Source organism: Psychrobacter arcticus 273-4 (genome assembly GCF_000012305.1).
In the GTDB taxonomy this organism is placed as follows: Bacteria; Pseudomonadota; Gammaproteobacteria; order Pseudomonadales; family Moraxellaceae; genus Psychrobacter; species Psychrobacter arcticus.
Genome location: NC_007204.1, coordinates 1,135,201 through 1,159,162, shown reverse-complemented (window position 1 = coordinate 1,159,162; position 23,962 = coordinate 1,135,201). Strand labels below are relative to the sequence as shown.

The 23,962-nt window shown below is 43.7% G+C and carries 19 protein-coding genes; 11 read left to right on the top strand and 8 right to left on the bottom strand.

Annotated features, from left to right (window positions below):
• Nucleotides 1–7: 7 nt before the first annotated feature.
• The 5 genes from PSYC_RS05020 to PSYC_RS05000 all read left to right on the top strand — a co-directional run bounded on the left by PSYC_RS05020 (nucleotide 8) and on the right by PSYC_RS05000 (nucleotide 9,601).
• Nucleotides 8–853 (top strand): methylenetetrahydrofolate reductase, encoded by an 846-nt coding sequence (locus PSYC_RS05020; RefSeq protein ID WP_011280242.1) that lies wholly within the window; start codon nucleotides 8–10, stop codon nucleotides 851–853.
• A gap of 271 nt (nucleotides 854–1,124) precedes the next feature.
• A complete protein-coding gene (locus PSYC_RS05015) occupies nucleotides 1,125–2,009 on the top strand; it encodes a 16S rRNA (uracil(1498)-N(3))-methyltransferase (RefSeq protein ID WP_011280241.1) in 885 nt (294 codons plus the stop codon).
• Between the two features lie 725 nt (nucleotides 2,010–2,734).
• Nucleotides 2,735–4,528, top strand: coding sequence for an acyl-CoA dehydrogenase C-terminal domain-containing protein (locus PSYC_RS05010; RefSeq protein WP_011280240.1), 1,794 nt, complete (start codon nucleotides 2,735–2,737; stop codon nucleotides 4,526–4,528).
• Nucleotides 4,529–4,998: 470 nt separating this feature from the next.
• The gene (locus PSYC_RS05005; protein WP_011280239.1) at nucleotides 4,999–6,783 is read left to right on the top strand and encodes an acyl-CoA dehydrogenase C-terminal domain-containing protein; all 1,785 of its coding nucleotides are present in this window, start codon (nucleotides 4,999–5,001) and stop codon (nucleotides 6,781–6,783) included.
• Nucleotides 6,784–7,120: 337 nt separating this feature from the next.
• The gene (locus PSYC_RS05000; RefSeq protein ID WP_011280238.1) at nucleotides 7,121–9,601 is read left to right on the top strand and encodes a site-specific recombinase; all 2,481 of its coding nucleotides are present in this window, start codon (nucleotides 7,121–7,123) and stop codon (nucleotides 9,599–9,601) included.
• Between the two features lie 45 nt (nucleotides 9,602–9,646).
• Here PSYC_RS05000 and PSYC_RS04995 read toward each other — a convergent pair whose 3' ends face one another.
• The 3 genes from PSYC_RS04995 to pdxA form a co-directional block, all read right to left on the bottom strand.
• Nucleotides 9,647–10,489: a symmetrical bis(5'-nucleosyl)-tetraphosphatase gene (locus tag PSYC_RS04995; RefSeq protein WP_011280237.1), complete on the bottom strand. Its 843-nt coding sequence runs from the start codon at nucleotides 10,487–10,489 to the stop codon at nucleotides 9,647–9,649.
• 143 nt (nucleotides 10,490–10,632) lie between these two features.
• A complete protein-coding gene (rsmA, locus tag PSYC_RS04990; RefSeq protein ID WP_011280236.1) occupies nucleotides 10,633–11,496 on the bottom strand; it encodes a 16S rRNA (adenine(1518)-N(6)/adenine(1519)-N(6))-dimethyltransferase RsmA in 864 nt (287 codons plus the stop codon).
• 169 nt (nucleotides 11,497–11,665) lie between these two features.
• On the bottom strand, nucleotides 11,666–12,763 hold the full coding sequence (gene pdxA / locus PSYC_RS04985; protein WP_011280235.1) for a 4-hydroxythreonine-4-phosphate dehydrogenase PdxA: 1,098 nt from the start codon (nucleotides 12,761–12,763) through the stop codon (nucleotides 11,666–11,668).
• Between the two features lie 460 nt (nucleotides 12,764–13,223).
• On the opposite strand from pdxA, the gene dnaB reads away from it, so the two are divergent.
• The 3 genes from dnaB to argF all read left to right on the top strand — a co-directional run bounded on the left by dnaB (nucleotide 13,224) and on the right by argF (nucleotide 17,009).
• Complete coding sequence (dnaB, locus tag PSYC_RS04980; RefSeq protein WP_011280234.1) at nucleotides 13,224–14,627, top strand: replicative DNA helicase; 1,404 nt, start codon at nucleotides 13,224–13,226, stop codon at nucleotides 14,625–14,627.
• Between the two features lie 140 nt (nucleotides 14,628–14,767).
• Nucleotides 14,768–15,874, top strand: coding sequence for an alanine racemase (gene alr, locus PSYC_RS04975; RefSeq protein ID WP_011280233.1), 1,107 nt, complete (start codon nucleotides 14,768–14,770; stop codon nucleotides 15,872–15,874).
• A 211-nt stretch (nucleotides 15,875–16,085) separates the two neighbouring features.
• Complete coding sequence (argF, locus tag PSYC_RS04970) at nucleotides 16,086–17,009, top strand: ornithine carbamoyltransferase (RefSeq protein WP_011280232.1); 924 nt, start codon at nucleotides 16,086–16,088, stop codon at nucleotides 17,007–17,009.
• Between the two features lie 258 nt (nucleotides 17,010–17,267).
• Here the strand turns inward: argF and rpiA are convergent, their stop codons facing one another.
• From rpiA to PSYC_RS04945, 5 genes are all read right to left on the bottom strand, one after another.
• Entirely contained in the window at nucleotides 17,268–17,927 is a 660-nt protein-coding gene (rpiA, locus tag PSYC_RS04965; protein ID WP_011280231.1) for a ribose-5-phosphate isomerase RpiA, read from the bottom strand.
• 146 nt (nucleotides 17,928–18,073) lie between these two features.
• Nucleotides 18,074–19,378, bottom strand: a complete 1,305-nt coding sequence (locus PSYC_RS04960) for an arsenic transporter (protein ID WP_011280230.1) — start codon at nucleotides 19,376–19,378, stop codon at nucleotides 18,074–18,076.
• A 229-nt stretch (nucleotides 19,379–19,607) separates the two neighbouring features.
• Nucleotides 19,608–20,399 carry an arsenical resistance protein ArsH gene (gene arsH, locus PSYC_RS04955; RefSeq protein WP_011280229.1) on the bottom strand — a complete coding sequence of 264 codons (792 nt, stop codon included), beginning with the start codon at nucleotides 20,397–20,399 and terminating at the stop codon, nucleotides 19,608–19,610.
• Nucleotides 20,383–20,793 (bottom strand): arsenate reductase (glutaredoxin), encoded by a 411-nt coding sequence (gene arsC, locus PSYC_RS04950; protein WP_011280228.1) that lies wholly within the window; start codon nucleotides 20,791–20,793, stop codon nucleotides 20,383–20,385. Before arsC ends, arsH begins: the two co-directional genes overlap by 17 nt.
• A 59-nt stretch (nucleotides 20,794–20,852) precedes the next feature.
• A complete protein-coding gene (locus PSYC_RS04945; protein ID WP_011280227.1) occupies nucleotides 20,853–21,227 on the bottom strand; it encodes an ArsR/SmtB family transcription factor in 375 nt (124 codons plus the stop codon).
• A 291-nt stretch (nucleotides 21,228–21,518) separates the two neighbouring features.
• On the opposite strand from PSYC_RS04945, the gene ilvA reads away from it, so the two are divergent.
• The 3 genes from ilvA to PSYC_RS04935 all read left to right on the top strand — a co-directional run bounded on the left by ilvA (nucleotide 21,519) and on the right by PSYC_RS04935 (nucleotide 23,824).
• On the top strand, nucleotides 21,519–23,072 hold the full coding sequence (ilvA, locus tag PSYC_RS04940; protein ID WP_011280226.1) for a threonine ammonia-lyase, biosynthetic: 1,554 nt from the start codon (nucleotides 21,519–21,521) through the stop codon (nucleotides 23,070–23,072).
• An 88-nt stretch (nucleotides 23,073–23,160) separates the two neighbouring features.
• Nucleotides 23,161–23,262 carry an excalibur calcium-binding domain-containing protein gene (locus PSYC_RS11370; RefSeq protein ID WP_201500653.1) on the top strand — a complete coding sequence of 34 codons (102 nt, stop codon included), beginning with the start codon at nucleotides 23,161–23,163 and terminating at the stop codon, nucleotides 23,260–23,262.
• 121 nt (nucleotides 23,263–23,383) lie between these two features.
• On the top strand, nucleotides 23,384–23,824 hold the full coding sequence (locus PSYC_RS04935; protein WP_011280225.1) for an RNA-binding S4 domain-containing protein: 441 nt from the start codon (nucleotides 23,384–23,386) through the stop codon (nucleotides 23,822–23,824).
• The last annotated feature ends 138 nt before the right edge of the window (nucleotides 23,825–23,962 follow it).

Genomic DNA, 23,962 nt, shown 5'->3' with positions numbered 1-23,962 from the left:
CCAGACTGTGACTAAGCCTGCTTTCTCCTTTGAGTTCTTCCCGGCCAAAACCGAGCAAGGACATGAAAAGCTACTCAGCACTTATGATGAGTTGAATAAGCTATCCCCTGCGTATTTTTCGGTGACTTACGGTGCGGGCGGCTCAACTCGTAGCCGCACTTTAGATATCGTCCATGCCTTATGTGCACGTGGTGATACTGATATTGCACCGCATATGTCTTGTATCGGTGATGACAAAGCAGAAATCGCGGAATTGCTCGATCTTTATAAGAGTCTAGGTATTAAGCGCCTTGTTGCGCTTCGTGGTGACTTGCCATCAGGTCAAGTCGGCATGGGCGAGCTGCCATTTGCTTTAGACTTAGTAAAGTTCATCCGTGAGCATTCGGGCGATCACTTCCATATTGAAGTAGCCGCCTATCCTGAGATGCATCCACAAGCGCGTAGCTTTAAGCTTGATGTCGACAACTTGGTCAATAAATACCAAGCTGGCGCAAATTCTTCAATTACCCAGTTTTTCTACAACGCGGACAGCTATTTGTATCTGCGTGATAGCTTAGAAAAACGCGGTATCGATACGGTTGCTCAACCTTTGGTTGCTGGCATTATGCCCATCACCAACTCTAGCAATCTGATGCGTTTTGCTGATAGCTGTGGCGCTGATATCCCGCGTTATGTGCGCAAGCAGTTGGCTGATTTTGGTGATGATAGCAAGGCGATTCGTGAATTTGGCTTTGATGTGGTCTATCGTCTGTGTGAGCGTTTAATCGCTGAGGGCGTACCTGCCATACATTTTTATAGCATGAATAAGGTTGAGCCGAACAAGCGCTTGATCGAAGCGCTAGGCCTTGCATAATGCTTGTCACGTAAGCGATGTTTCTATAGATAATTGAATAACTGGCGTTCTTAGGAGCGCCAGTTTTTTTGTTGCTAAAATTTTTATTAAATTTCAAATGATGGGCGCTGTAATATCTTTGATTATCAAAGTAAACATATCAGTGCCACAATATAATCATTAAAAAATATAAACGACAACATAAGCATCCTTAACTATCCCTTACCCATGTCAACAATATTCTGCTAATATGTTGCAAAATAATATTATTAAACTATAGGACTAAGCCACTGTGCGACGTTTTTTTTATGCTGTTAATGATCATAGCAACCCATCAGAGACCACTTACCCTCAGCTCAGCAGCTTATCTATCGGTGATAGTGTCGAATTAACAGAGAGCATTGTCCATCACTGGTGCCGTGTATTACGTGCCAATATTGGTGACCAAGGTATTTTGTTTGATGGCTTCGGCGGTGAGTATCAGGTACAGCTACTAGCCATCAGTAAAAAACACGCTACTGTGACCCTGCTTGCTCATACACATGATGATCGTAGTGCAGCGACATTTACCAAAATCGGACTGGTGATGAGTCGCGGCGAGCGAATGGATTACGCGATTCAAAAATCCACTGAGCTTGGGGTCACTGCCATTCAGTTGCTAAGCAGTCATCATGGCGAGGTCAATCTAAAACCTACCCAAGTGGAGAAAAAACTGGCGCATTGGCAGCAGGTCGCGATTGCCGCTTGTGAGCAATGTGGACTCAATCGCCCGCCTCTTATTCTTGCTCCTATTGCCATTAACGATTGGCTTAAGCCTGTCACAACGACCACGCCTGTAGAAATGGAAGCGGCCGTCAGCCCTATGGTCACCACCCTTAGTCAGGATACTTATTATCAAGTATTACAGCAACCCGCTGATTTGCGTCTACAGCTTAGTGTACCAGCGGCAGGACAACCTGCTATGCCTGATTCGCTATTGACAACATTGCAGCAGCCAGCCCCTTATATTGAGTTATTGATTGGTCCTGAGGGCGGATTAAGTGATGAGGAATGCAAGCAGGCACAAAGTGTCGGGTTTGAGCCTTGGCAAATTGGCGCAAGGGTGTTACGAACAGAAACCGCACCAGTGGTCGCCTTGGCAACATTGCAGGCGCTATTGCCATGCAATAAACCTTAGTAGCAGTGTAAAAGCGCTAATTGTCAACACGAAAAACTCTCTTAATCGAGGTACTTCCATTTTATGGGTTCAGTGATGACTGCTTTCACACCGATGCCACTGGCGGACAAACAGCAATTATTGGTCAAACTCTGCGAACAATATGAAGACGCAATCTTTATCTTATAGTTAATACACTTTTAAAAGGGTGCAGAACTACTGGGGTTAATTATTCGCAGCCTCTGTCTGCGTAGGCACAGCAAGCAAGAAAAATTAACCCCAGTAGTACTCTATAACATTTGTATTTCTTTTATTTAGGACCGACTATAGATGCACATTTGTATTATTTATCGGTCAATGCAACCTATGAGCGCATGATCAGTTATACAGAAGCCTTGTTGCTAGGACGTCCGCTTGGCGTATACGCGGCTGAATTCTTATCAGAAGATGAACCAATCGATAAATACCCTTAACGCGTAGGCTATATTGCACATAGGATGCAAGACAGGTTGATGACTTATCAGTCTTGTCACCAAACTTGTATATTTGCTAGTGAACGCCTATCTTTTACCAAGAGTTTACAGAAACAGTCTTAATTCTCTTCTCGATGTTATTTCATATGATCGGTATCGTTGTTTGTTAATAATGCAGACACATTCCATGCCAGCAAGATACTAGCAACTCAGACTTAAAAAACACAGTCGTACCATCGCTGTCGGTCATACACTAAAAAAGGACAGGAAGTTATGCAATACAAAGCACCCTTACGTGATATCCAATTCGTGATGCATGAGTTACTTGATAGCGAAAACCACTATAAAACCTTGCCAGCGTTCCAAGAAGCAGATCGCGAGTTGATGGACAGTCTGTTTGAGATGGCCGCAAGCTTTGCTGAAAATGAGCTGTCACCATTGAACCAAAGCGGTGATGCTGAAGGCTGTCAATTTGATAACGGTCAAGTAACTACGCCAAAGGGCTTTAAAGAAGCCTATAAGCAATATTGTGAGCTTGGCTTCCCAGCTTTATCTGCTGAAGAAGCATTCGGTGGTCAAAACATGCCGGTCTCGTTATCGACGGTCATCAATGAAATGGTTGGTACAGCGAACTGGTCATTTTCTATGTATCCCGGTTTATCGCACGGCGCTATCCAAACCATTGAGCATCATGGTACGGACGAGCAAAAACAAACTTACCTAGAAAAAATGGTAAGCGGCGAATGGTCAGGCACCATGTGTTTGACTGAAGCCCATGCCGGCTCTGATTTGGGTATTATCCGTACCAAAGCAGAACCAAATACTGATGGCAGTTATAGCATTACCGGTCAAAAAATCTTTATTTCAGCTGGTGAGCACGATTTAACTGACAACATTATCCATATCTGTTTAGCTCGTCTACCAGGTGCGCCTGCTGGCACCAAAGGCATCTCTTTATTCATCGTGCCTAAAATCATGGTCAATGAAGACAACAGCCTAGGCGAAAAAAACAATGTCGTTTGTGGTTCTATCGAACACAAAATGGGCATCAAAGCCTCAGCAACTTGTGTCATGAATTTCGATGGCGCGACAGGTTACTTAATTGGTCCTGAAAACCGTGGTCTACAATGCATGTTTACCTTTATGAACGTAGCCCGTATCGGTACAGCGGTTCAAGGCTTAACCGCTGCTGAATATGCTTTTCAAGGCTCATTAATGTATGCCAAAGACCGTCTAGCCATGCGGTCATTGTCAGGTGCTAAAGCGCCAGAAAAAGCGGCTGATCCTATTATTGTGCATCCCGCCGTGCGTAATATGCTGTTGACTGAAAAAGCCTTTGCAGAAGGTGGTCGTGCCTTAGTTTATTACCTCTCACACTTTGCGGATACTGTTGCAAAAGGCGAAGGCGATGAGCTGAAATTTGCTGACCAAATGCTATCACTACTAACACCGATTGCTAAAGCCTTTTTGACTGAAACCGGTCTAGAAGCGGCTAATCATGGTGTACAGGTTTATGGTGGTCACGGCTTTATCAGCGAATGGGGCATGGAGCAAAACGTCCGTGATACCCGCATTGCTTGCTTATACGAAGGTACCACTGAAATTCAAGCGCTTGATTTACTCGGTCGTAAAGTCTTGGGCTCACAAGGTAAATTGCTTACAAACTTCGTCAAAATCATTCAAGCATTCTGTGATGATAACAAAGACAATGATGAGATGGGTCAATTTATTCGCCCACTTGCCAAGCACTTAAAAGAATGGGGCGATTTGACCGCACGTATAGGCATGCAAGCGACTGAAAACCCAGATGCAGTTGGCGGCGCGGCAGTTGATTACATGTATTTTAGCGGCTATGTGACGTTGGCTTACCTATGGGCACGCATGGCACTAGTAGCGCAAACCAAAATCGCTAATGGTAGCAGCGAGCAGGCATTCTATGATGCCAAAATCAAAACAGCACAATTCTATTTTGCCAAACTGTTGCCACGTACGACCACTCACGTACAACGTATTAGCACAGGTGTTGAGCCATATATGAGCATGGATGTTGATCAATTTGCATTTTGATTAACACCAAAAATGATTGATCGATCATTTTTTGCTACGCTAAATAAGGCATCTTCTATCGGCAACATACCCAGGTGTGTTGCCGATTTTATTTATAATCACTTATTTATAATCACTTATTTATAATCACTTATTTATAATCACTTAGAAGCTGATATATAGTTGAAATACTTTAAAGTCGCTACCGTATTGCTGGTGTAAATTTTTTGCAGCCTCTGTCTGCGTAGGCACAGCAAGCAAGAAAAATTTGCACCAGTAGTACGTGTTGTATCGATATTACTTTTCACCGACTATAGCCATTTTTTAAATAAAATAATAAATACTTTTGGTGTACGCATAATTCACGAACAAATACACCTGTTCACACACTAATTTGCTAGACTTTAATAATAAATACTTAAGCCCAACTCAAAAGATCTCTTGTAAATTTGTCCAACTCACTTTTATTTATTTAAACCAAAGGAATGTTTATGGCTGTTTATAATGCCCCTCTTCGCGACATGCGCTTTATTTTAACTGACGTATTTAAAGCCCATGAATTTTGGCAAAACAACGAAAATCTCGCTCATGTCGACATGGAAACGGTCGATATGATTTTGGAAGAAATGGCAAAACTGACAAAAAACGTTTTGTTACCTATCAACCGTAGCGGTGATGAAGAAGGCGCAACCTTCCAAGGTGATGGCGTTGTTACGACTCCAACTGGCTTTAAAGAAGCTTATAAGCAGTATGCTGAATCTGGCTGGGTCGGCTTAAGCGGTAACGCTGAATATGGCGGTCAAGGCTTCCCAAAAATGGTCACCATGCTGACTGAAGAGATGGTTTTTACCGCCAACCAATCATTCGCACTCTACCCTAATCTAACAGTTGGTGCGACACTTTGCCTAAACGCGGCTGCTTCTGAAGAGCAAAAGCAAACTTACTTAGAAAAAATGTACAACGGCGAATGGGCTGGTACTATGTGTTTGACAGAGCCACATGCTGGTACTGACTTGGGCATCATCAAAACCAAAGCTATCCCTAATGATGACGGTAGCTATGATATCTCTGGTACCAAAATCTTTATCACCGGCGGTGAGCATGACCTCACTGACAACATCATTCATTTGGTATTGGCAAAAACTCCGAATGCACCAGAAGGTTCAAAAGGTATCTCACTATTTGTGGTACCAAAGTTCTTGGTCAATGAAGATGGTAGCTTAGGCGAGCGCAATACTTTGGCAGTTGGCTCTATCGAGCACAAAATGGGCATCAAAGCATCTGCCACTTGTGTGATGAACTTTGACAGCGCCAAAGGCTGGATGGTTGGTGCAGAAAACACTGGTTTGTCTTCAATGTTCATTATGATGAACTATGAGCGTGTAACCATGGGTCTACAAGGTTTAGGTGGTTCTGAGCTTGCTTATCAGAATGCGGCGCTATATGCCAACGACCGTGGTCAAGGTCGTAGCGACACTCAAGTCCAAAGCCCAGAAAAGCCTGCTGATGCGATCATTCATCATGCAGATGTACGCCGTATGCTATTGAATGCCAAAGCCAATACTGAAGCCTCACGTTGCTTTGCAATGTACGTTGCCAAAAACCTTGATGCAGAGAAGTTTAGTACCGATCCTGAAGCGGCTCAAGCCGCAACTGCTCGCGTTGCACTACTGACACCCGTTGCTAAAGCATTCTTGACCGACAAAGCGCTAGAAGCGACTGTTGATTGTCAGCAAGTATTCGGTGGTCATGGCTATATCCGTGAGTGGGGTATGGAGCAAATCGTTCGTGATACACGTATTGCGCAAATTTATGAAGGCACCAATGGCATTCAAGCACTTGATCTACTGGGTCGCAAAGTGGCGCGTAACAATGGCAAATACGTCACCCATTTCTTAGGTGAGATTCGTGATTTTGTCAGTAATATGCAGGCAGATCATAGTATCAAGCAAGCAACATTAAATGCTGCAGATACTATCGAAGCGCTAACCACAACGGTGCTAAATAACATTGGCGAGCGTAAGAATGAAATTAACGGCTGTGCTGTTGACTACATGCACGCTTTTGGTTACCTCGCCTACTCGTACATGTTTGCATTAATGGTCGAAGCGGCTAACGGTAAAGAAGGTGATTTTTACACCAACAAAGCCAAGCTTGCCGATTATTTCGTTGGCCGTATCTTGCCACGTATCGATGCTCATGCTCAGATGGTTAGAGCGGGTAGTGACCCGATGATGAACTTTGACCTTAATTACTTTGATGTACCTGCTAGCTAATTTTTTACTTTTATAATAAAGTAAGCCCTACCGCACTATGATAAAAAGGACAGTTACGCTACTGTCCTTTTTTTATGTCTAAGATATCAACACAACAATCAACACAACAATCAACACAACAAAATAATTGACTACTGATGCGCCGTTACGATTAAAATAACGCAAAACCAAGCGCATTAAACCTAATAAAAATATCCTAAAATTTATAAATTATTACACTATAAATTAATGATGGTATATATCGCAACAGTGATACATACCATTACTAGAAACAAAGATATCGTTGCACATACTGAATAATAACAATGATCGAAATAACCACCATAAGGGATACAATGTGTCAGAGATAAAACACATTTTACAACAGATTACTGCCTTAAGTGATGTGCCAGATCCCGCGGTACTTAAGCGCTTAATCGATGAGCTACGAGTCAGCGATAAAGAGCCCGCTTTAGCCAATCAGAATATTCAAGACCTGATTGATGTTTTACGTCAGTATCCAGAATATGGCGATGGGCTGTCAAGCTTCGTCTTAAAACTTATTATTGAATATCGACAAATCGCTCTTTATACTGATACCGGCATTATGTCAGATCAGGGTTTCTTTTACAGTTTGCGCCGTCTGGTTGGTCATCGGTTTTTGCCACTGCTGCCACAAGAAGATTCTGTCGTAGAATTGGTCGGTTATCTATTTGATAAACGCTCTGATGAGCGCTGGCTTGCTAATATTGAAAAAGAAAAATGGGATGAGCTGGTCGGGCTACTCAAAGTAAATGAGCAACATTTAAACTTAGTGGCGACGGCAAAAAACAGCATTTTGAACGCGATTATTATTTTATCGTATCGTATCAGCGGCATTGGCTTGCATCCAGACTTGATGGAATCTTACCCGCAAATGCTGAATTATTCAGCGTCATTTGTCGCACAAAATCAAGAAGCGGTCTTGTACGTCAATCAGTACCGAGAAGCCCATGAGCTTGACACCTTAACTGATATCATTCCCGAAAAAGCCGTGGATCCAGCGCCTTTATTGGTCATGATTGAACAATGCGAAGACATCGTTGCCACCATACGCAAACGCATTTACAAAACCGGTATCTCTATTCGCTTAACCAACATGATGCTACGCTTGGATCAAAGCTTGCAGCGTATGCGTATATTGACTGAGCTGGTAGCAAACAACTACGATAAGCGCGATCGAGCAATAATTGAGTTGATTCAAGCGTTAATTACGACTGCCAGTCACCGTTATAGTATTGGTTATTTGATTGATAATAATACCAAGCTGCTATCGCGTAAAGTCACTGAAAACGCCAGCCGCGTCGGTGAACATTATATTAGTACCGATAAATCCGGTTATCAGGATATGTTTAAAAAAGCCTCTATCGGTGGTTTTATCATTGCTTTTATGGCGACGACTAAGATATTGGCGTACCACCTAGCCCTCGCACCGATGGGCCGTGCCTTTGTAAATAGTATGATTTATGGTTTAGGCTTCGTTTTTATCCACATCGTCCATGGTACAGTTGCTACCAAGCAGCCTGCCATGACAGCGGCAGCTATCGCCTCAACCATATCAGACAGCTCAGGCAAAAAATCACATCAGTTAAATAAGCTATCTGAATTGGTGGTCGATATTTTACGCACCCAATTTATTGCTATCATAGGTAATATTATGATAGCAATACCAGTCGCCCTTATTATTTCTTTTGCCTGGTTACAATATACCGGTGCACCGATGATTGATACCGATAAGGCCGCCCAGCTACTTCATGATCTTGACCCTTTTCGCTCGCTGGCTTTGCCACATGCTGCCATTGCTGGGGTGTATTTATTCTTATCAGGTCTGATTGCTGGCTACTATGACAATTTGGCGGTTTACAACCAAATAGGTGCCCGTATCCAGCGTCATAAGCTATTACAGTATTTATTACCCAAAACATGGCTGCAACGTTTAAGCGGCTTTATAGAAGCCAATCTCGGCGCTATCATGGGCAACTTTATATTTGGGGTATTCTTAGGAAGTACCGCAACGATTGGTTTCTTATTTGGCTTACCGATTGATATTCGCCATATTGCATTTGCCTCAGCGAACTTGGCTCATGGCTTATTTAATATATCGTCTAATCAGCTAGAGTGGCAAGTGGTGCTGCTTTCTGTCTTTGGCGTTTTACTTATTGGTATGGTCAACTTGATCGTCAGTTTCTCATTGGCATTATTTGTCGCATTACGCTCAAAAGAGGTGAAATTCGTCGATTGGAGTCGCTTAACCAAACAACTCTTCAGCCACTTAATGGCTCATCCTTCAGACTTTTTTTGGCCACGTGACAAACCGATGAAGTATGCGCGCATTGATAGCCAAGGTCAGATGATTTTTGATGATACGGCACCACAAAATAGCAATCAGCCACTTCCCAAAAACTATGTGGTACGGCGTTTATCTGATGTCAAAGTGCTACCAAAAGCCTTGCAAAAAAAGACAGAAGACCAGCAGGCGGCAACCGATATACATTATACTAATCCTTCAGCAGAGCATCAGCTGAGTCCTGAGCTAAACAGCCGCGAGACTCATACTACTGTCAATAAACCAACCATGAATAAAACCATTGAGCTTGATGATGGTCTGACAGAGGAAGCACTCAGTAGTGTCCCTTATAGTCAGGATATTCAATATGATAAGACGCCTGCAGCGTTTGATGAGAATAATCAGACGCCATCTGATCCTATTAGCAATGATAGCCACCCTAATACCAAAGTTGCGGGCGACGCCAAAACACCACTGCCTAAACCAAAAAAACCACCAAATCTACCCAGTTAATGGGTTAATTTGATGGCTTGACTGGTTTTTGGAATCACTAAAAATCTAAGAGGGTATTGGCAAGCACTGCGCACTTGACGTGATGGTTTTGCCATCACTCAAGCGATAGGCAAGCAGATGATTGCCCCAAACACAGCCGCCATCAAGTGCGCGAGCATAAGGCAAATCAATCTCACCTTTGAGTGCTGCCCAATGGCCAAATAACACCTTACGCGTGCGCGGCACTTGCCATTCAAACCAAGGCAGAAAATTCTCTGGCATGCGCTCATCTAATCCTGCGGTAAAACTAAACTCAAGCAACCCATCCTGCTGACATAAGCGCATACGAGTAAAATAATTGGCAATCGCACGCATTTTAGTGAACCCATGAATGTCTGCATGCCACTCATCTGCCGTCTTGCTATAGAGATTTGGCAACAATCTATCAAGCTGTTTTAAATGACCGCGCAACTGTGACTCTAACTGCCGTGCATAATTTTCGGCGTCTTCAATACTCCAGTGCGGCGGGATACCGGCATGCACCAGCACCGTATGCTTATCAGGATAAGCCAATAACGGCTGATGGCGTAGCCACTCCAGCAAATCATCACAATCATCAGCAGAAAAAATCGGTGCCGTTTTATCTTTTTTCTTAATGCTTGCCGCGCCACGCCATACCGCAAGCAAGTTGATATCATGATTGCCAAGTACTGTCGCTGCTGCCCCTTGCTCGCACAAGGCTTTGACATGACGCAGCGTATTCAACGAGTCCTCGCCACGTGCCACTAAGTCACCGGCAAACCATAATTTATCTTGCGCAGGATCAAAATCCAATGTTTCAAGTAGCTGAAGATACGCAGCATAACAGCCTTGCAAATCACCGATGACATACTGATGACGGAAACTCATAAACCCTCAATAATTTTTACACAATATTTTTTAAATAACGGTTAGGTAATGATTTTGGCTGATGCTTTTTAACCATCCAATGACCATCACTTATTTAAACAATGAGAACAGCACCTGCTCACCGTTTTTATGCCTGTTATACGTTATACCGGTATAGTACGCGCCTGATTGCTCAAATTCACGAAATCTTTCACATTTAAGGTTTCAGGGCGGGCTTGTGGGTCGATGGCGCAAGCCGCAAAATCGTCTTCGCTCAACGTCGGCAATAGCGTTGATTTTTTAAAGATAGCGCGCAATGTTTTACGGCGATGATTAAAGGTTTCGCGCACTACCAATGCAAAATACTCTTCATCTTCTGCCACGACTGGCTTAATGATATGCGGGGTCAGACGAAAAACAGCACTGGTCACTTTTGGCGGTGGATTAAAAGCACCGCGCGGTACGGTTAGTAGATAATCCGTATGGCAGTGATACTGCATAATGACAGATAGGCGACCGTAAGTTTTACTACCAACGTCAGCGGTAATACGCTCGACCACTTCTTTTTGCAGCATAAAATGCATGTCTTCAATCACATCGGCATAGCTGAGCAAATGAAATAAGATAGGCGTAGAAATGTTATACGGTAGATTACCCACCACGCGTAACTTGCCGCGCTCCTCGCTATACAGCTCCCGATAATCCACATGCATGGCATTGTCTTTGATAATGGTGAAGTTTGGGTGACTGTTGGCACCGATACGAATACGCAAGCTATCTGCCAAATCACGATCCAGCTCGACTACAGTCATCGCATCTACTTCTGCCAACAATGGCTCAGTTAGTGCGCCCATCCCTGGTCCAATCTCAATCAAATTATCATCGCGCTCTAAGCGAATGCTCTCAACAATCTCACGGATAACACTACGGTCATGTAAGAAATTTTGACCAAAGCGTTTACGCGGTTGGTGTTTTGCAGCACGTAGGCTGTTAGAAATGGATTGAGCATCAAACGAAATTTTGGACATAAAAAATTCTTAATAGATAAAAAAGAAATGGTCGATAAGGTATTGGCAGCAATGGCAGTATTAGTATTACCCTGCTGACGCTATTACATCGAATTATACCACAGCTCATAATGGCGCTGTATTTTTGATAAACACGATCAATAACCATCATAGATATGAAAGGCGCAGATTAATTTACGAGTGATTTATTCGCCATCTCATTTGCCATGATGAGTGCTTGGTATAGGCTGGTTGCACTGGCACCGCCGCGTCCTGCTAAATCAAGCGCCGTACCGTGATCGACCGAGGTGCGAATATAAGGCAGTCCTAAGGTAAGATTGACCGTATCCCCAAAGCCATGCGATTTGAGCACGGGCAATCCTTGGTCATGATACATGGCAATCACTGCATCGCAGTTGGCTAAATGTCTTGGCGTAAACAAAGTGTCCGCCGGCATCGCCTCTGATATATCTATCCCAGCATTAATAAAACATTGTAGTACTGGATTGATAATCTCAATCTCTTCAGTCCCTAAATGCCCACCCTCGCCTGCATGTGGATTGAGACCACAGACCAAAATACGGGGCTGGGTCAAGCCAAATTTCTCGCGCATATCATCGATGACAATTTGTACCGTTTGACGTACGTTATCGGCGGTGATGGCAGCAGGGATATCTTTTAATGCTAAATGAGTGGTCACAAGCGCGACTTTCATGGCTTGGTTAGCGAGCATCATGACCACTTTATCACAGCCACTTTGCTGCATAAAAAACTCAGTATGACCACTAAACATAGTGCCATCTAGCAACTTAATATCGGCATCTATCAATGCTGATTTTTGCAATGGTCCGGTGACGATAGCGGCGACTGTTTTGTTGATTGCCAGTTTATGCGCAATTTGCAATTGCTGTGCGACCATTGATGAGTTATTGGTATCGACTTTTCCGCAAACTACGGGCGCAGCACAAGGTATATTGAATAAGATAAAAGCATTGTCATCATTAACCGTGCCACCGTTAATATTCTGCTGTGACATTTGATTTAAAAAATCTTCTTCTATTATAGTTGCATCATTTGCATTGAGCGTTTTCCAAGGTGGGCAGATTTCGAGTATGCCCGCAGCAATGAGCTCATCGGCGCGTTTTTGCATGGCAGTCGCATCAGCAGTGACCCAAACTGGACGATCAAAATCTTGTAACTTACCCTCTGCCGCTAGCAGCAGCACGATGTCCATACCGATGCCCGCAGGTTCACCAGTCGTGATTAATAGTGGTAATTTTTTTTGCATAGCAATAATATCCTATTATTATATTAAGAACCTGATTTTATTATATTTTTTATGATAAACGAGCGCATTTAAAGCGGTATTAAATGTCATGAATTTCATTTCATAGAAGCGTGCATTTTTATAGATAATTACTTATATGAGCCGAAAAAACCGCATAATGTGTTAAACTTTCGCTTTTGATTGTAGCATTTACTGGCAGGCGTGAGACGACGTTTTGGTACTGCTATCGTCGAAATACTTTAAAATCGCTACCGTATTGCTGGTGTAAATTTTTTGCAGCCTCTGTCTGCGTAGGCACAGCAAGCAAGAAAAATTTGCACCAGTAGTACGTGTTGTATCGATATTACTTTTCACCGACTATATCGTCGAAGTGCATTGCGTTTGCTTTGCTGTATCATGACTAAAATAAATACTTATACCAAATATCCATCTATACCGACTTTTGAAATATTAGGCACTCATGGCAGATACTGAAAAAACCGACGACTTACTCAATCAAACACCGCCGCACAATATCGATATTGAAAAGGCATTGCTAGCGTCTTTGATGAGTATCGAAGAGGCATATGACAAAATTGCAGATATTGTCACCAAAGACGATTTTTATGCTGGACGACACCAGTATATTTTTGATGCCATTGCTCATTTAGCCGCCGTCAATGAGCCTTATGATACCGTCATGGTGCACGATTGGTTAGAGGCACAAAAACTGCTCAAAAGCGCAGGTGGTGACAGTTATTTGGCAGATATTTTGAGCCAAAGCCCTGCCACCTTATTTAACCTGACCGCTTACGCCCAGCGCGTGCGTGAGCTGTCTACGCTACGTCAGCTCATTACCACCGGTAATGATATGTTGACCCTAGCCTACAACCCCAAAGACCAAACCGTCAGCGATATTTTGGACAACGTAGAAGCAAAAATATTTAGTATCAATGAGCAACATAACAAACGTGCTGAGCAGCGTGGACCTGTAGGTATTACCGCCGTATTGACCAATGTCCTTGATAAAATCCAAGAACTTAAATCAAACCCAGATGGCATGATTGGCTTACAAACACCATTTGTTGAGCTCAATAATAAAACCCAAGGCTTGCAAGCAGGCGATTTAGTCATTGTGGCTGCCCGTCCATCGATGGGTAAAACCACCTTTGCCATGAACTTAGCAGAAGGGATTTTATTTAATGAAGATTTGCCCGTGGTGGTATTTTCGATGGAGATGCCCGCAGAATCTATCGTGATGCGCTTGCTGTCATCGTGGGGCGCCATCAATCAGACGCACCTGCGTTCTGGGCAAATGAACGAAGATGAATGGGCAAAAATGATGAACGCCATTCAGCATTTGCAGTCAAAGCATCTATATATTGATGACAGTACTGCCCTGCCACCATCTGAGCTGCGCTCACGCTGTCGCCGTATTGCCAAAAACCATGATGGCAAGCTTGGCGCTATCATTGTCGATTACCTACAATTAATGAAAGTACCAGGTCTAGATGGTAACCGTGTTGGAGAGATCTCTGAGATTTCTCGGAGCTTAAAAGCGCTGGCACGTGAGCTTGAATGTCCGGTTATCGCCTTATCGCAGCTTAACCGTAGCCTAGAAAATCGCCCTAACAAACGCCCTATTATGTCAGATCTGCGTGAATCTGGTGCGATTGAGCAGGATGCCGATTTGATTATGTTCATCTATCGTGATGAGGTTTATAATGAGAATACAGACCATAAAGGGGTGGCTGAAATTATCATTGGTAAACAGCGTAATGGTCCTATCGGCACCATACGTTTAGGTTTTGAAGGGCAATTTACCCGCTTTATCAATTTGACTCCAGAATACTATCAAAACGTCAGTTTCGAGAATGACGAATAATAAAACTGACAGATAATTATTCATAAAAATTGCTCGTAACAATTGCTCGTAACAATAGCCAGTGATTCATCAGCTTGATTGGTGAATCACTGGCTTTATAAATTTACCACCTCATAACTTTGCTAAAAAAGAAGACGATTATGCGCACAATCACTATTAAACCTGCCGCCATTACTCATAATCTTAATCAAGTTAAAAAATTTGCACCAGAAACCAAAGTCCTTGCTATGGTAAAAGCCAATGCCTATGGACATGGGGTTGCTGCTGTCTTGCCAGCGCTGCAACAAGCCAATGGGGTTGGTGTAGCAACCTTGATAGAGGCGCTGGAAGCAAGGCAGTTGGGCTGGGACAAAACGATTGCTCTGATTGAAGGAGCATTTACTGTCGATGAATGGCGACAAGCTATTGAGCACGATATCAGTTGCGTGATTCATCATGCGCCGCAATTGACATGGGCGTTAGAGCATACGCCACCTGTTCATTGCGCAACTCGTGTCGTTTGGCTAAAATACAATACAGGTATGAACCGCTTGGGCTTTAATGCCGATGGCGTTATTGTCGCGGCTCAGCGTTTACATGAAGCAGGCTACCAGCTGATTTTGACCACCCACTTTGCCAACGCTGACGACCAGACGCATCCATTAAATGCCATGCAAATCCAGCGTTTTAATGACATGCTTAGCACTTTGCAAGAAACCGTCAGCGCAGATGTTCAAGGCTCATTATGCAATTCTGCTGGTATTGTTAATTTCCCCACACATCATCATGATTGGGTACGCCCAGGCATCATGCTATATGGCAGTACACCTGTCATTGACCAAAGTGCGTATGAGCTAGACTTGCAAGCAGCCATGGAATTTAGTGCTCAAATTATTGCACTGCAAACTGTCAATGCAGGTGAGGGAATCGGTTATGGTAGTCGCTGGCTGGCACAACAAGATACCAGAACCGCACTGGTGAGTGTCGGCTATGGTGATGGCTATCCACGTGTGATTGCCGATAAGACTTACGTTACTGTCATTGATACCATCAACCATCAAAGCTATCCATGTACTGTGATTGGGCGAGTAGCAATGGATATGATTGTCATTGATGTTAGCAACGTACCAGAGGGCACTGCATTAAATAGCAAAGTAATACTATGGGGTAATGCGCCACGTGTCGATGAAGTCGCTACTCATGCAGGTACGATTAGTTATGAGTTGCTGTGCCGCTTAAGCTTACGCCCTCAACGACTACAGGGATAAGGATTGTTCCAGATAACCACTCACCCATTGCATGTGTGCATGACTAAAAAATCAGAGTAAATTGAACATTTACATTGAGAGTAATTGCGCTATACTAAAAGTTTGTTGTTATCCCAGCCTACGCACTGACGCCCTGATGTATTGACCCAGTATAATTGCCGGCTGATAACCTATTACTTTTCACTGACCGTGTTCGACTGCTAGGATTGCTATGAGTTTGCGCCATTTTTTGACCTTATCTGATTTCACCAAACAAGAACTAGAAAACCTCATCAAACGCGCCAGCGAATTGCGCAAGATGCAACATGCAGGCGAGATATATCAGCCCTTTGTTGGTCGGACGCTCGGCATGATATTTGAGAAGTCATCAACCCGTACGCGTATCTCATTTGAGACAGGTATGGGGCAATTCGGTGGCAATGCCATCTTCTTATCGCCAAATGATACCCAACTTGGACGCGGTGAGCCTTTAGAAGATTCTGCTCGCGTCATCTCTAGTATGGTCGATATCATTATGATTCGCACCTTTGGTCACGAAAAAGTCGAGACTTTTGCAAAGTACTCAAGTGTCCCTATCATCAATGCCCTGACCGACGAATTTCATCCCTGCCAGCTACTGGCTGACATGCAAACTTATTATGAGCATCGCGGCAGTATCGAAAACAAAATCGTCACTTGGGTCGGTGATGGCAATAATATGTGCGCCTCATTTATGCAAGCTGCTCATCAGTTTGGTTTTGAGCTGCGTGTCGCCGCGCCTTATGGCTTTGAGCCTGACTCAGCACTTATGGAACGCTTCTCGCATTGCGTCAGCCTTGTCGAAAATGTACAAGATGCGGCAAAAGACTCCAACTTGATTGTTACTGATGTATGGGCAAGTATGGGTCAAGAGTCTGAACAAAATACTCGCGCACGTCGATTTGCTCCTTATCAAGTGACGCCATCACTGCTTGATAAAGCTGATCCTGAAGTGGTGTTTATGCACTGCTTGCCAGCGCATCGCGGTGAAGAAATCTCTCATGATATGCTAGATGATCCACGCTCTGTGGTATGGGATGAGGCTGAAAACCGTTTACATGCCCAAAAAGCTTTAATGGAGTTTTTATTAAAAGATAAGATCAAATTGCCTGCATAAATATCTGCATCAGGTACGGCTCTCAAAAAGCGGATTAAATAGCAGTTATAGTCGGTGAAAAGTAATATCGATACAACAGGTACTACTGGTGCAAATTTTTCTTGCTTGCTGTGCCTACGCAGACAGAGGCTGCAAAAAATTTACACCAGCAATACTGTAGCGACCGTAAAGCATTTCAACTATATAGCAATAACATTACTAAAAAAGGCAGAGCACCTTGATAGTGCTTTGCCTTTTTAATGTTTAATCAACGAAAAATTAACGGTTAAGTATTTCAACCCCGTTACTGCTTGCTTTGAGCAAAACGTCTGCTTGATTGGCAGCAAAGATACCATTACAAACCACACCGACGATATTGTTTAACTGCTGTTCAAGTGCTAGTGGATTACTGACATCCAAATCGTAAGTATCCAAAATCACATTGCCATAATCCGTGACAAAATCTTCACGATAAACCGGCTCGCCGCCCATACGGGCTAATTGCCGCGCCACATAAGAACGTGCTTGGGGCAATACCTCTATTGGTACTGGGAAAGCGCGCCCCAGTATCTCAACACTTTTACTCTCATCGACCATGCAGACAAACTTATTGGAAGCTGCGGCGACGATTTTTTCGCGTGTCAGCGCACCGCCGCCACCTTTAATCAGTTGCAAATGCGCGTTTACTTCGTCAGCACCATCAATATACACATCAAGCTGACCTGCAAAGTTTAAATCAACAATCTCGATACCAAGTGCACGCAATCTATCTTCTGTCACCTGCGAGCTTGCAACCGCGCCAGCAAGCTTTAATGTCGGTAATAACTCAATCAGACAGTTCACCGTACTGCCCGTCCCCACGCCAAGTATCATATCATCTTCAATATAGCGTAGAGCGGCTTTGGCTGCGGCTTGCTTTTGTGCTTGCTGATCACTCATCATAAGTCCTTGGCAAAATAAACGTGTCATTATAAAACAGCTGCCTATTATAACCGATGACTTTCATGGATGTTAGCGTAATGCTCATTTTAAGCAGAAGATAGAGTCAATAAAAAATAAAATAAATATGCGTGAATCACTCTTTACTAAGACAAGTATGGCAACCAAAATGCTAAAGCTAACAGCGTGACGAATAATACTGGCGGCGTAATAATCAGCCCGATCTTCATATATTGCCCCCAGCTAATTTTATAATCTTTTTCTGCCAAGACATGCAGCCATAGTAAAGTCGCAAGGCTGCCAATAGGAGTGAATTTGGGTCCCAAATCATTGCCGATGACATTGGCATAAATCATCAGCTCACGAGTTGCTGCAGGTACTTGGGCGCTATCAATCGCCAGTGCGCCTACTAAAGTGGAGGGCATATTATTCATAATAGATGCCACAATAGCGGAGAGAAACCCTGTCCCCAACGTTGCGACCAATGCACCTTGCTTTCCTAACCAATTCAGTATTTGTGCGCCGTATGCGGTCAATCCTGCATTACCCAAGCCATAAACGACCAAGTACATGCCGATTGAAAATAAAACGATCTGCCAAGGTGCTTTACGCAAAATATTAGGCACAGACATCACTGTCCCACGACCCCCTTGCCAAACGCGACCAGCAATTGCCATGAGCAGTAATGCAGCCGTGCCAGTAATCAATGAAACAGGAATACCGAGCGACTCTGTTGCAAAATAAGCGACAAGCAGCAAAGCCAATAGCGGAAAAGCGGCTTTAAAAACTAAGGGGTCTTCAATCGCTGACTCAGGCGCGCTAAGGTTCGCCATCGAATAGTGTGTTGGAATGTGGCGTGCATAAAAAATCCATAGCACCGCCAGCGTCGCTAGTACAGAGACAATATTGACCGGTACCATAACCGCGGCGTAACGTCCAAAACCAATATCAAAATAGTTGGCACTGACGATATTAACCAGATTCGATGTGACCAATGGTAGGCTCGCTGTATCAGCAATAAAGCCTGTCGCTATGATAAATGCCAAAGCGGATGGCGGTGAGAAATCAAGCCGTAGCAATATCGCAATCACAATCGGCGTCAATAGTAATGCAGCCCCATCATTGGCAAAAAACGCTGAGATAAAGGCCCCTAACATCACAATCATAGGAAATAACAAACGCCCTTGTCCGTTACCCAACCTCGCCACATGTAGCGCAGCCCAAGCAAAAAACCCCGCCTCATCTAATATAAGAGAGATGATAATTAGTGCAACAAAGGTAAAGGTCGCATCCCAGACGATATCCCAGACGATACCAACATCAGATAATTGCACCACACCAAAAGCTAGGGCAACTAACGCCCCGCCCATCGCACTCCAACCAATACCCAAACCTTTAGGCTGCCATATTACTAGCCCTAAAGTGACAATAAAAATAATGAATGCGAGCATGTATAACCTTATAGAGGCAAACTTTCTTATTTAGGTAAAATTGATGATTTTCGGCTGACACAGCCCAGATAATATATAGTCGGTGAAAAGTAATATCGATACAACACGTACTACTGGTGCAAATTTTTCTTGCTTGCTGTGCCTACGCAGACAGAGGCTGCAAAAAATTTACACCAGCAATACGGTAGCGACTTTAAAGTATTTCAACGATAGCTGAGAATATAGGCAATCAACTCGATTTTTGATTGACACGTTGCGAGACCTCTTCAGCACTCTCGACCCTTTCAGAGTAACGATCCGTCAGATAGGCTGAGCGTCCACGAGTGAGCCACGTGAACTTCACCAACTCCTCGCAGACATCAACGAGGCGCAGATATAAAGGGGATTTATCCATGCGATTTTCATCATTAAACGCTAGAAAGGCTTTTGGAATAGACGATTGATTGGGGATAGTGATCATGCGCATCCAGCGCCCTAGAATACGCAGCTGATTGACTGTATTGAAACTTTGACTGCCGCCACTCACTTGCATCACCGCTAGAGTCTTACCTTGAGTCGGACGGACACCGCCTAATGACAGCGGAATCCAATCGATTTGTGCTTTCATGATACTGGTCATACTACCGTGGCGTTCAGGACTGACCCACAGCATACCTTCAGACCACTGTGCAAGCTCACGCAGCTCTTGTACTTTAGGATGCTCTATATCGGCATCATCCGGTAATGGCAAGCCAGATGGGTCGAACATCTTCACCTCACAACCATACCAGCGCAATAGACGACTCGCCTCCTCGGCTGCCAGCTTTGAGAATGAGCGCGTGCGCAATGAGCCGTATAACACCAATATTCTTGGTGCATGACGCGGGTCATTTGCTCCTATTAAAGACTCAATATCGATGGGCTCGATATAGCTTAAATCGATATTGGGCAAGTCATTAGCACACGCTTTGTCTAAATCTATCTCAGCCAAATTAGCAGGAGCAAAAACCGTTCCAGAGCGTTCATTATTTATCTTTAGCATTATAAATAATCTCTCCATCTTCTTTAGTAAAGCTGCTCACTGGATTGGCTAATAACGCAAATACTCGCTCTGATGGTCGGCACAATGCCGCACCTTTATCCGTAATCACAATAGGACGGTTGATTAAAATAGGATGAGCAATCATGGCATCGATAATCTCATCATCAGATAGTGCAGGATTGTCTAAGCCTAGCTCATCATTAACAGACTCTTTACTGCGTAATAACTCACGTGGCGAGAGGGCTATTTTTGCCAGTAGATCAACCAAGTAATCACGGCTCGGCGGCGTTTTAAGATACTCAACCACTTCTGGATTTTCACCTGACGCTTGCATAATAGCTAAAGTATTACGAGAAGTACCGCATTTTGGGTTATGAAAAATTAACGAGGTCATAGTAATCTCACCTATTTTTTATGAATATAGAATTAGGGTGTTTATTGATTTGTAGTGATTTAACTGTTGCGCTGGTTATCAGTATCATTATCCAGTTGATCGGTTGGACAGCCATTTAAATTATCAACAAGAGCCGCACACAGCTCTGCATTTCCAGCGCAGCAATCTTGTAATAAGAACTCAATGACTGACTGCATATGTGATAAAGAAGCACGATAGATAATCTGGCGACTTTGGCGCTCTGATATCACCCATCCCGCTCGTGCCAGCACGGCTAAGTGCGTTGACATCGTATTGTGTGGCACAGATAACTGACGCGCAATTTCACCCGCAGCTAACCCTTTAGGCTCGTGACTGACCAACAGCCGAAATGCCTTTAAACGGGTGTCTTGAGAGAGGGCGGCAAAACTTGTAATAGCATGAGTTATTTCCATATGTCCAATAATACAGACATATGGAAATAACTCAAGAATTTTTAGATAAACAATCAAAAAAACTGTCTTGCTTTTAACTTTCCTTCAAATCTTCTACAATTGATGGTCATCACCTATCAAAGCAGCTTAAAAAGCTGTAATTGTGTCTTGCAAGATGCTTAAAATCAGCATAGGCTAATCTATTTCATTTTTATACTTATCTGCGCTTTTTGGTAGTTCTTATCGTTAATTGCCACTTATTTTTAACCATCCGCACTTTTTATATTCATACACACAAGTCTAGGAATTTTTATGCTGTCACATTGGGTACGAGCCATCTTACAAGCCACCGTCTATGACGTTGCTATTCAAACACCACTTGAAGCGGCACCCAAGCTGACCCAACGTTTTGCTAATGACATTCGTTTTAAACGTGAAGACCTGCAACCGGTAAAATCCTTTAAATTGCGCGGCGCTTATAACCGCATCAGCCAATTGAATGATGAGCAAAAAGCACGCGGCGTGATTTGCGCATCGGCGGGTAACCATGCCCAAGGCGTTGCCTACTCTGCCCGTAAACTTGCACTGAACAATATTATTGTTATGCCAACCACTACCCCTGATATCAAAGTAGATGCCGTCAGAGCGCTTGGCGGCAATGTCGACTTGTATGGTGACAGTTTTGATGAAGCCAATCGCTATGCCATTGATCGCGCTGAGCGTGAAGGTCTGACTTTTATACCACCATACGATGACGAGCTGGTAATTGCCGGACAAGGTACGATTGGACTTGAGCTCACCCAGCAATGGCGTAATATGGATTACGTTTTTGTAGCAGTTGGTGGTGGCGGTCTGATTTCTGGTGTCGCTGCATTTTTGGGTGAAGTTGCCCCGCATGTCAAAGTCATCGCTGTAGAAGCCGACCAATCAGCATCACTAAAAGCCGCGCTTGAAGCCAATGAGCGAGTCAAACTTGAGCAAGTAGGACTGTTCGTCGATGGTGTGGCAGTTGCCCAAATCGGTGAATTGCCTTTTGATATTGTCCGTATGCAGAAGAGCGATAAATCCGGTCCTGTCGTCGAACCTCAAGTCGTTACTTGTACCAATGATGAAGTCTGCGCTGCCATCAAAGATATTTTTGAAGAGAACCGCAGTATCGTTGAGCCTGCAGGGGCGCTTCCTGTCGCTGGTATGAAAAAATACCTTGAGGCTCATGACCTACAAGGCAAAAACTGCGTCGCCATTATCTGCGGTGCCAATATGAATTTTGATCGCTTGCGCTACATCGCTGAGCGTACTGAGATTGGTGAGAAAAAAGAAGCTGTCTTTGGCGTGACCATCCCTGAACAGACTGGCGCTTTCTTAAGCTTCTGCCGTAGTCTGCACGGTCGTAATATCACTGAGTTCAATTACCGTGCTGATAGTAAAAAATCACCGGACTCTATGGAACCTGCAGCAATCTTCGTCGGTATTGCATTAAAAGAAGGCGATAAAGAGCGTCAAACTATTCGTACACAATTGGCAGCTGATGGCTATACAGCACATGACTTGACCGATGACGATGTCGCCAAATCACATATCCGCTATCTAATTGGTGGTCATGCGCATGTTGAAAATGAACAGTTATTGCAAGTCACTTTCCCAGAACGTCCCGGCGCTTTATTGACCTTTTTAGAAAAATTGGGTAACGATTTTAATATCACACTTTTCCATTATCGCAATCATGGCGCTGCTGAAGGTCGCGTATTGGTCGGTTTGCAAGCTTCTGAAAGCAACTCGCGCCAACTACAAGATGCCTTGCTGGATATCGGTTACGACTGCACCATGCTCAATGACAATATTGGTTATCAGTTATTTTTAAAGTAGCAAGCATAGAGGTAAATTAGCATCTATCCTGGCAGTTTTTTCATTGTGAAACTGCCAGTGATGATTTGTTAACTTGCAATGCTCTCAGATGACCTCATGCGCAGAAGCAACTTACTTTATACAACACTGCCCTAATACAAAAATGGATGGTAACAATGACGGCGTACCCTGTGAAAAACAGTGGTGTTAATCATTTTAACAGTAAGAAAGATTGTAAATATTTTATCCGTGACTTTAATAACGTACTGCTCTTTTAATCGGCAAAAAAGCCACCATTATTATCTTACGTTATTGATAGCTATGAGGTTTTGATGAGTAAACACAATAAAAACCACAATCAGCCCAGCCATAGCAAGCCTGATGCTGTGCGTATGCGTATTGATAAATGGCTATGGGCGGCGCGCTTTTATCGGACGCGCAATCTTGCTAAAGAAGCCATCGAAAGCGGTCGCGTGCATTATGCTGGTAGCCGCGTAAAGACCAGTAAAGAGATTGCTGTTGGCGATGAATTGCAGATTCGTCAAGGCTCAGCCACTGCTATGACCGAAAAGACGGTCGTGGTTGAAGCATTGACGGTACAACGTGGTAATGCCACCGATGCGGAAGTCTTATATTCAGAAACTAAAGAAAGCATCGCTCGCCGTGACTATTATGCTGAGCAGCGCAAACTTGCCAACCTTGCGCGCCCAGATAATAAACCCAATAAAAAAGAGCGCCGTGATTTACAGCGCTTTAAAAGCAACCAAGATTGATTCTACTAGCGACGCCAGTAATAGCCTCAAATCATTCTAAAAACAATAGAGTTGGTAGCTGTCCTTTATCTGCCTGACAGACTGACCCGATTGTTTACCCTCTGCCCTTGCCATTCAAGGTATTAACCGTTACGCTAT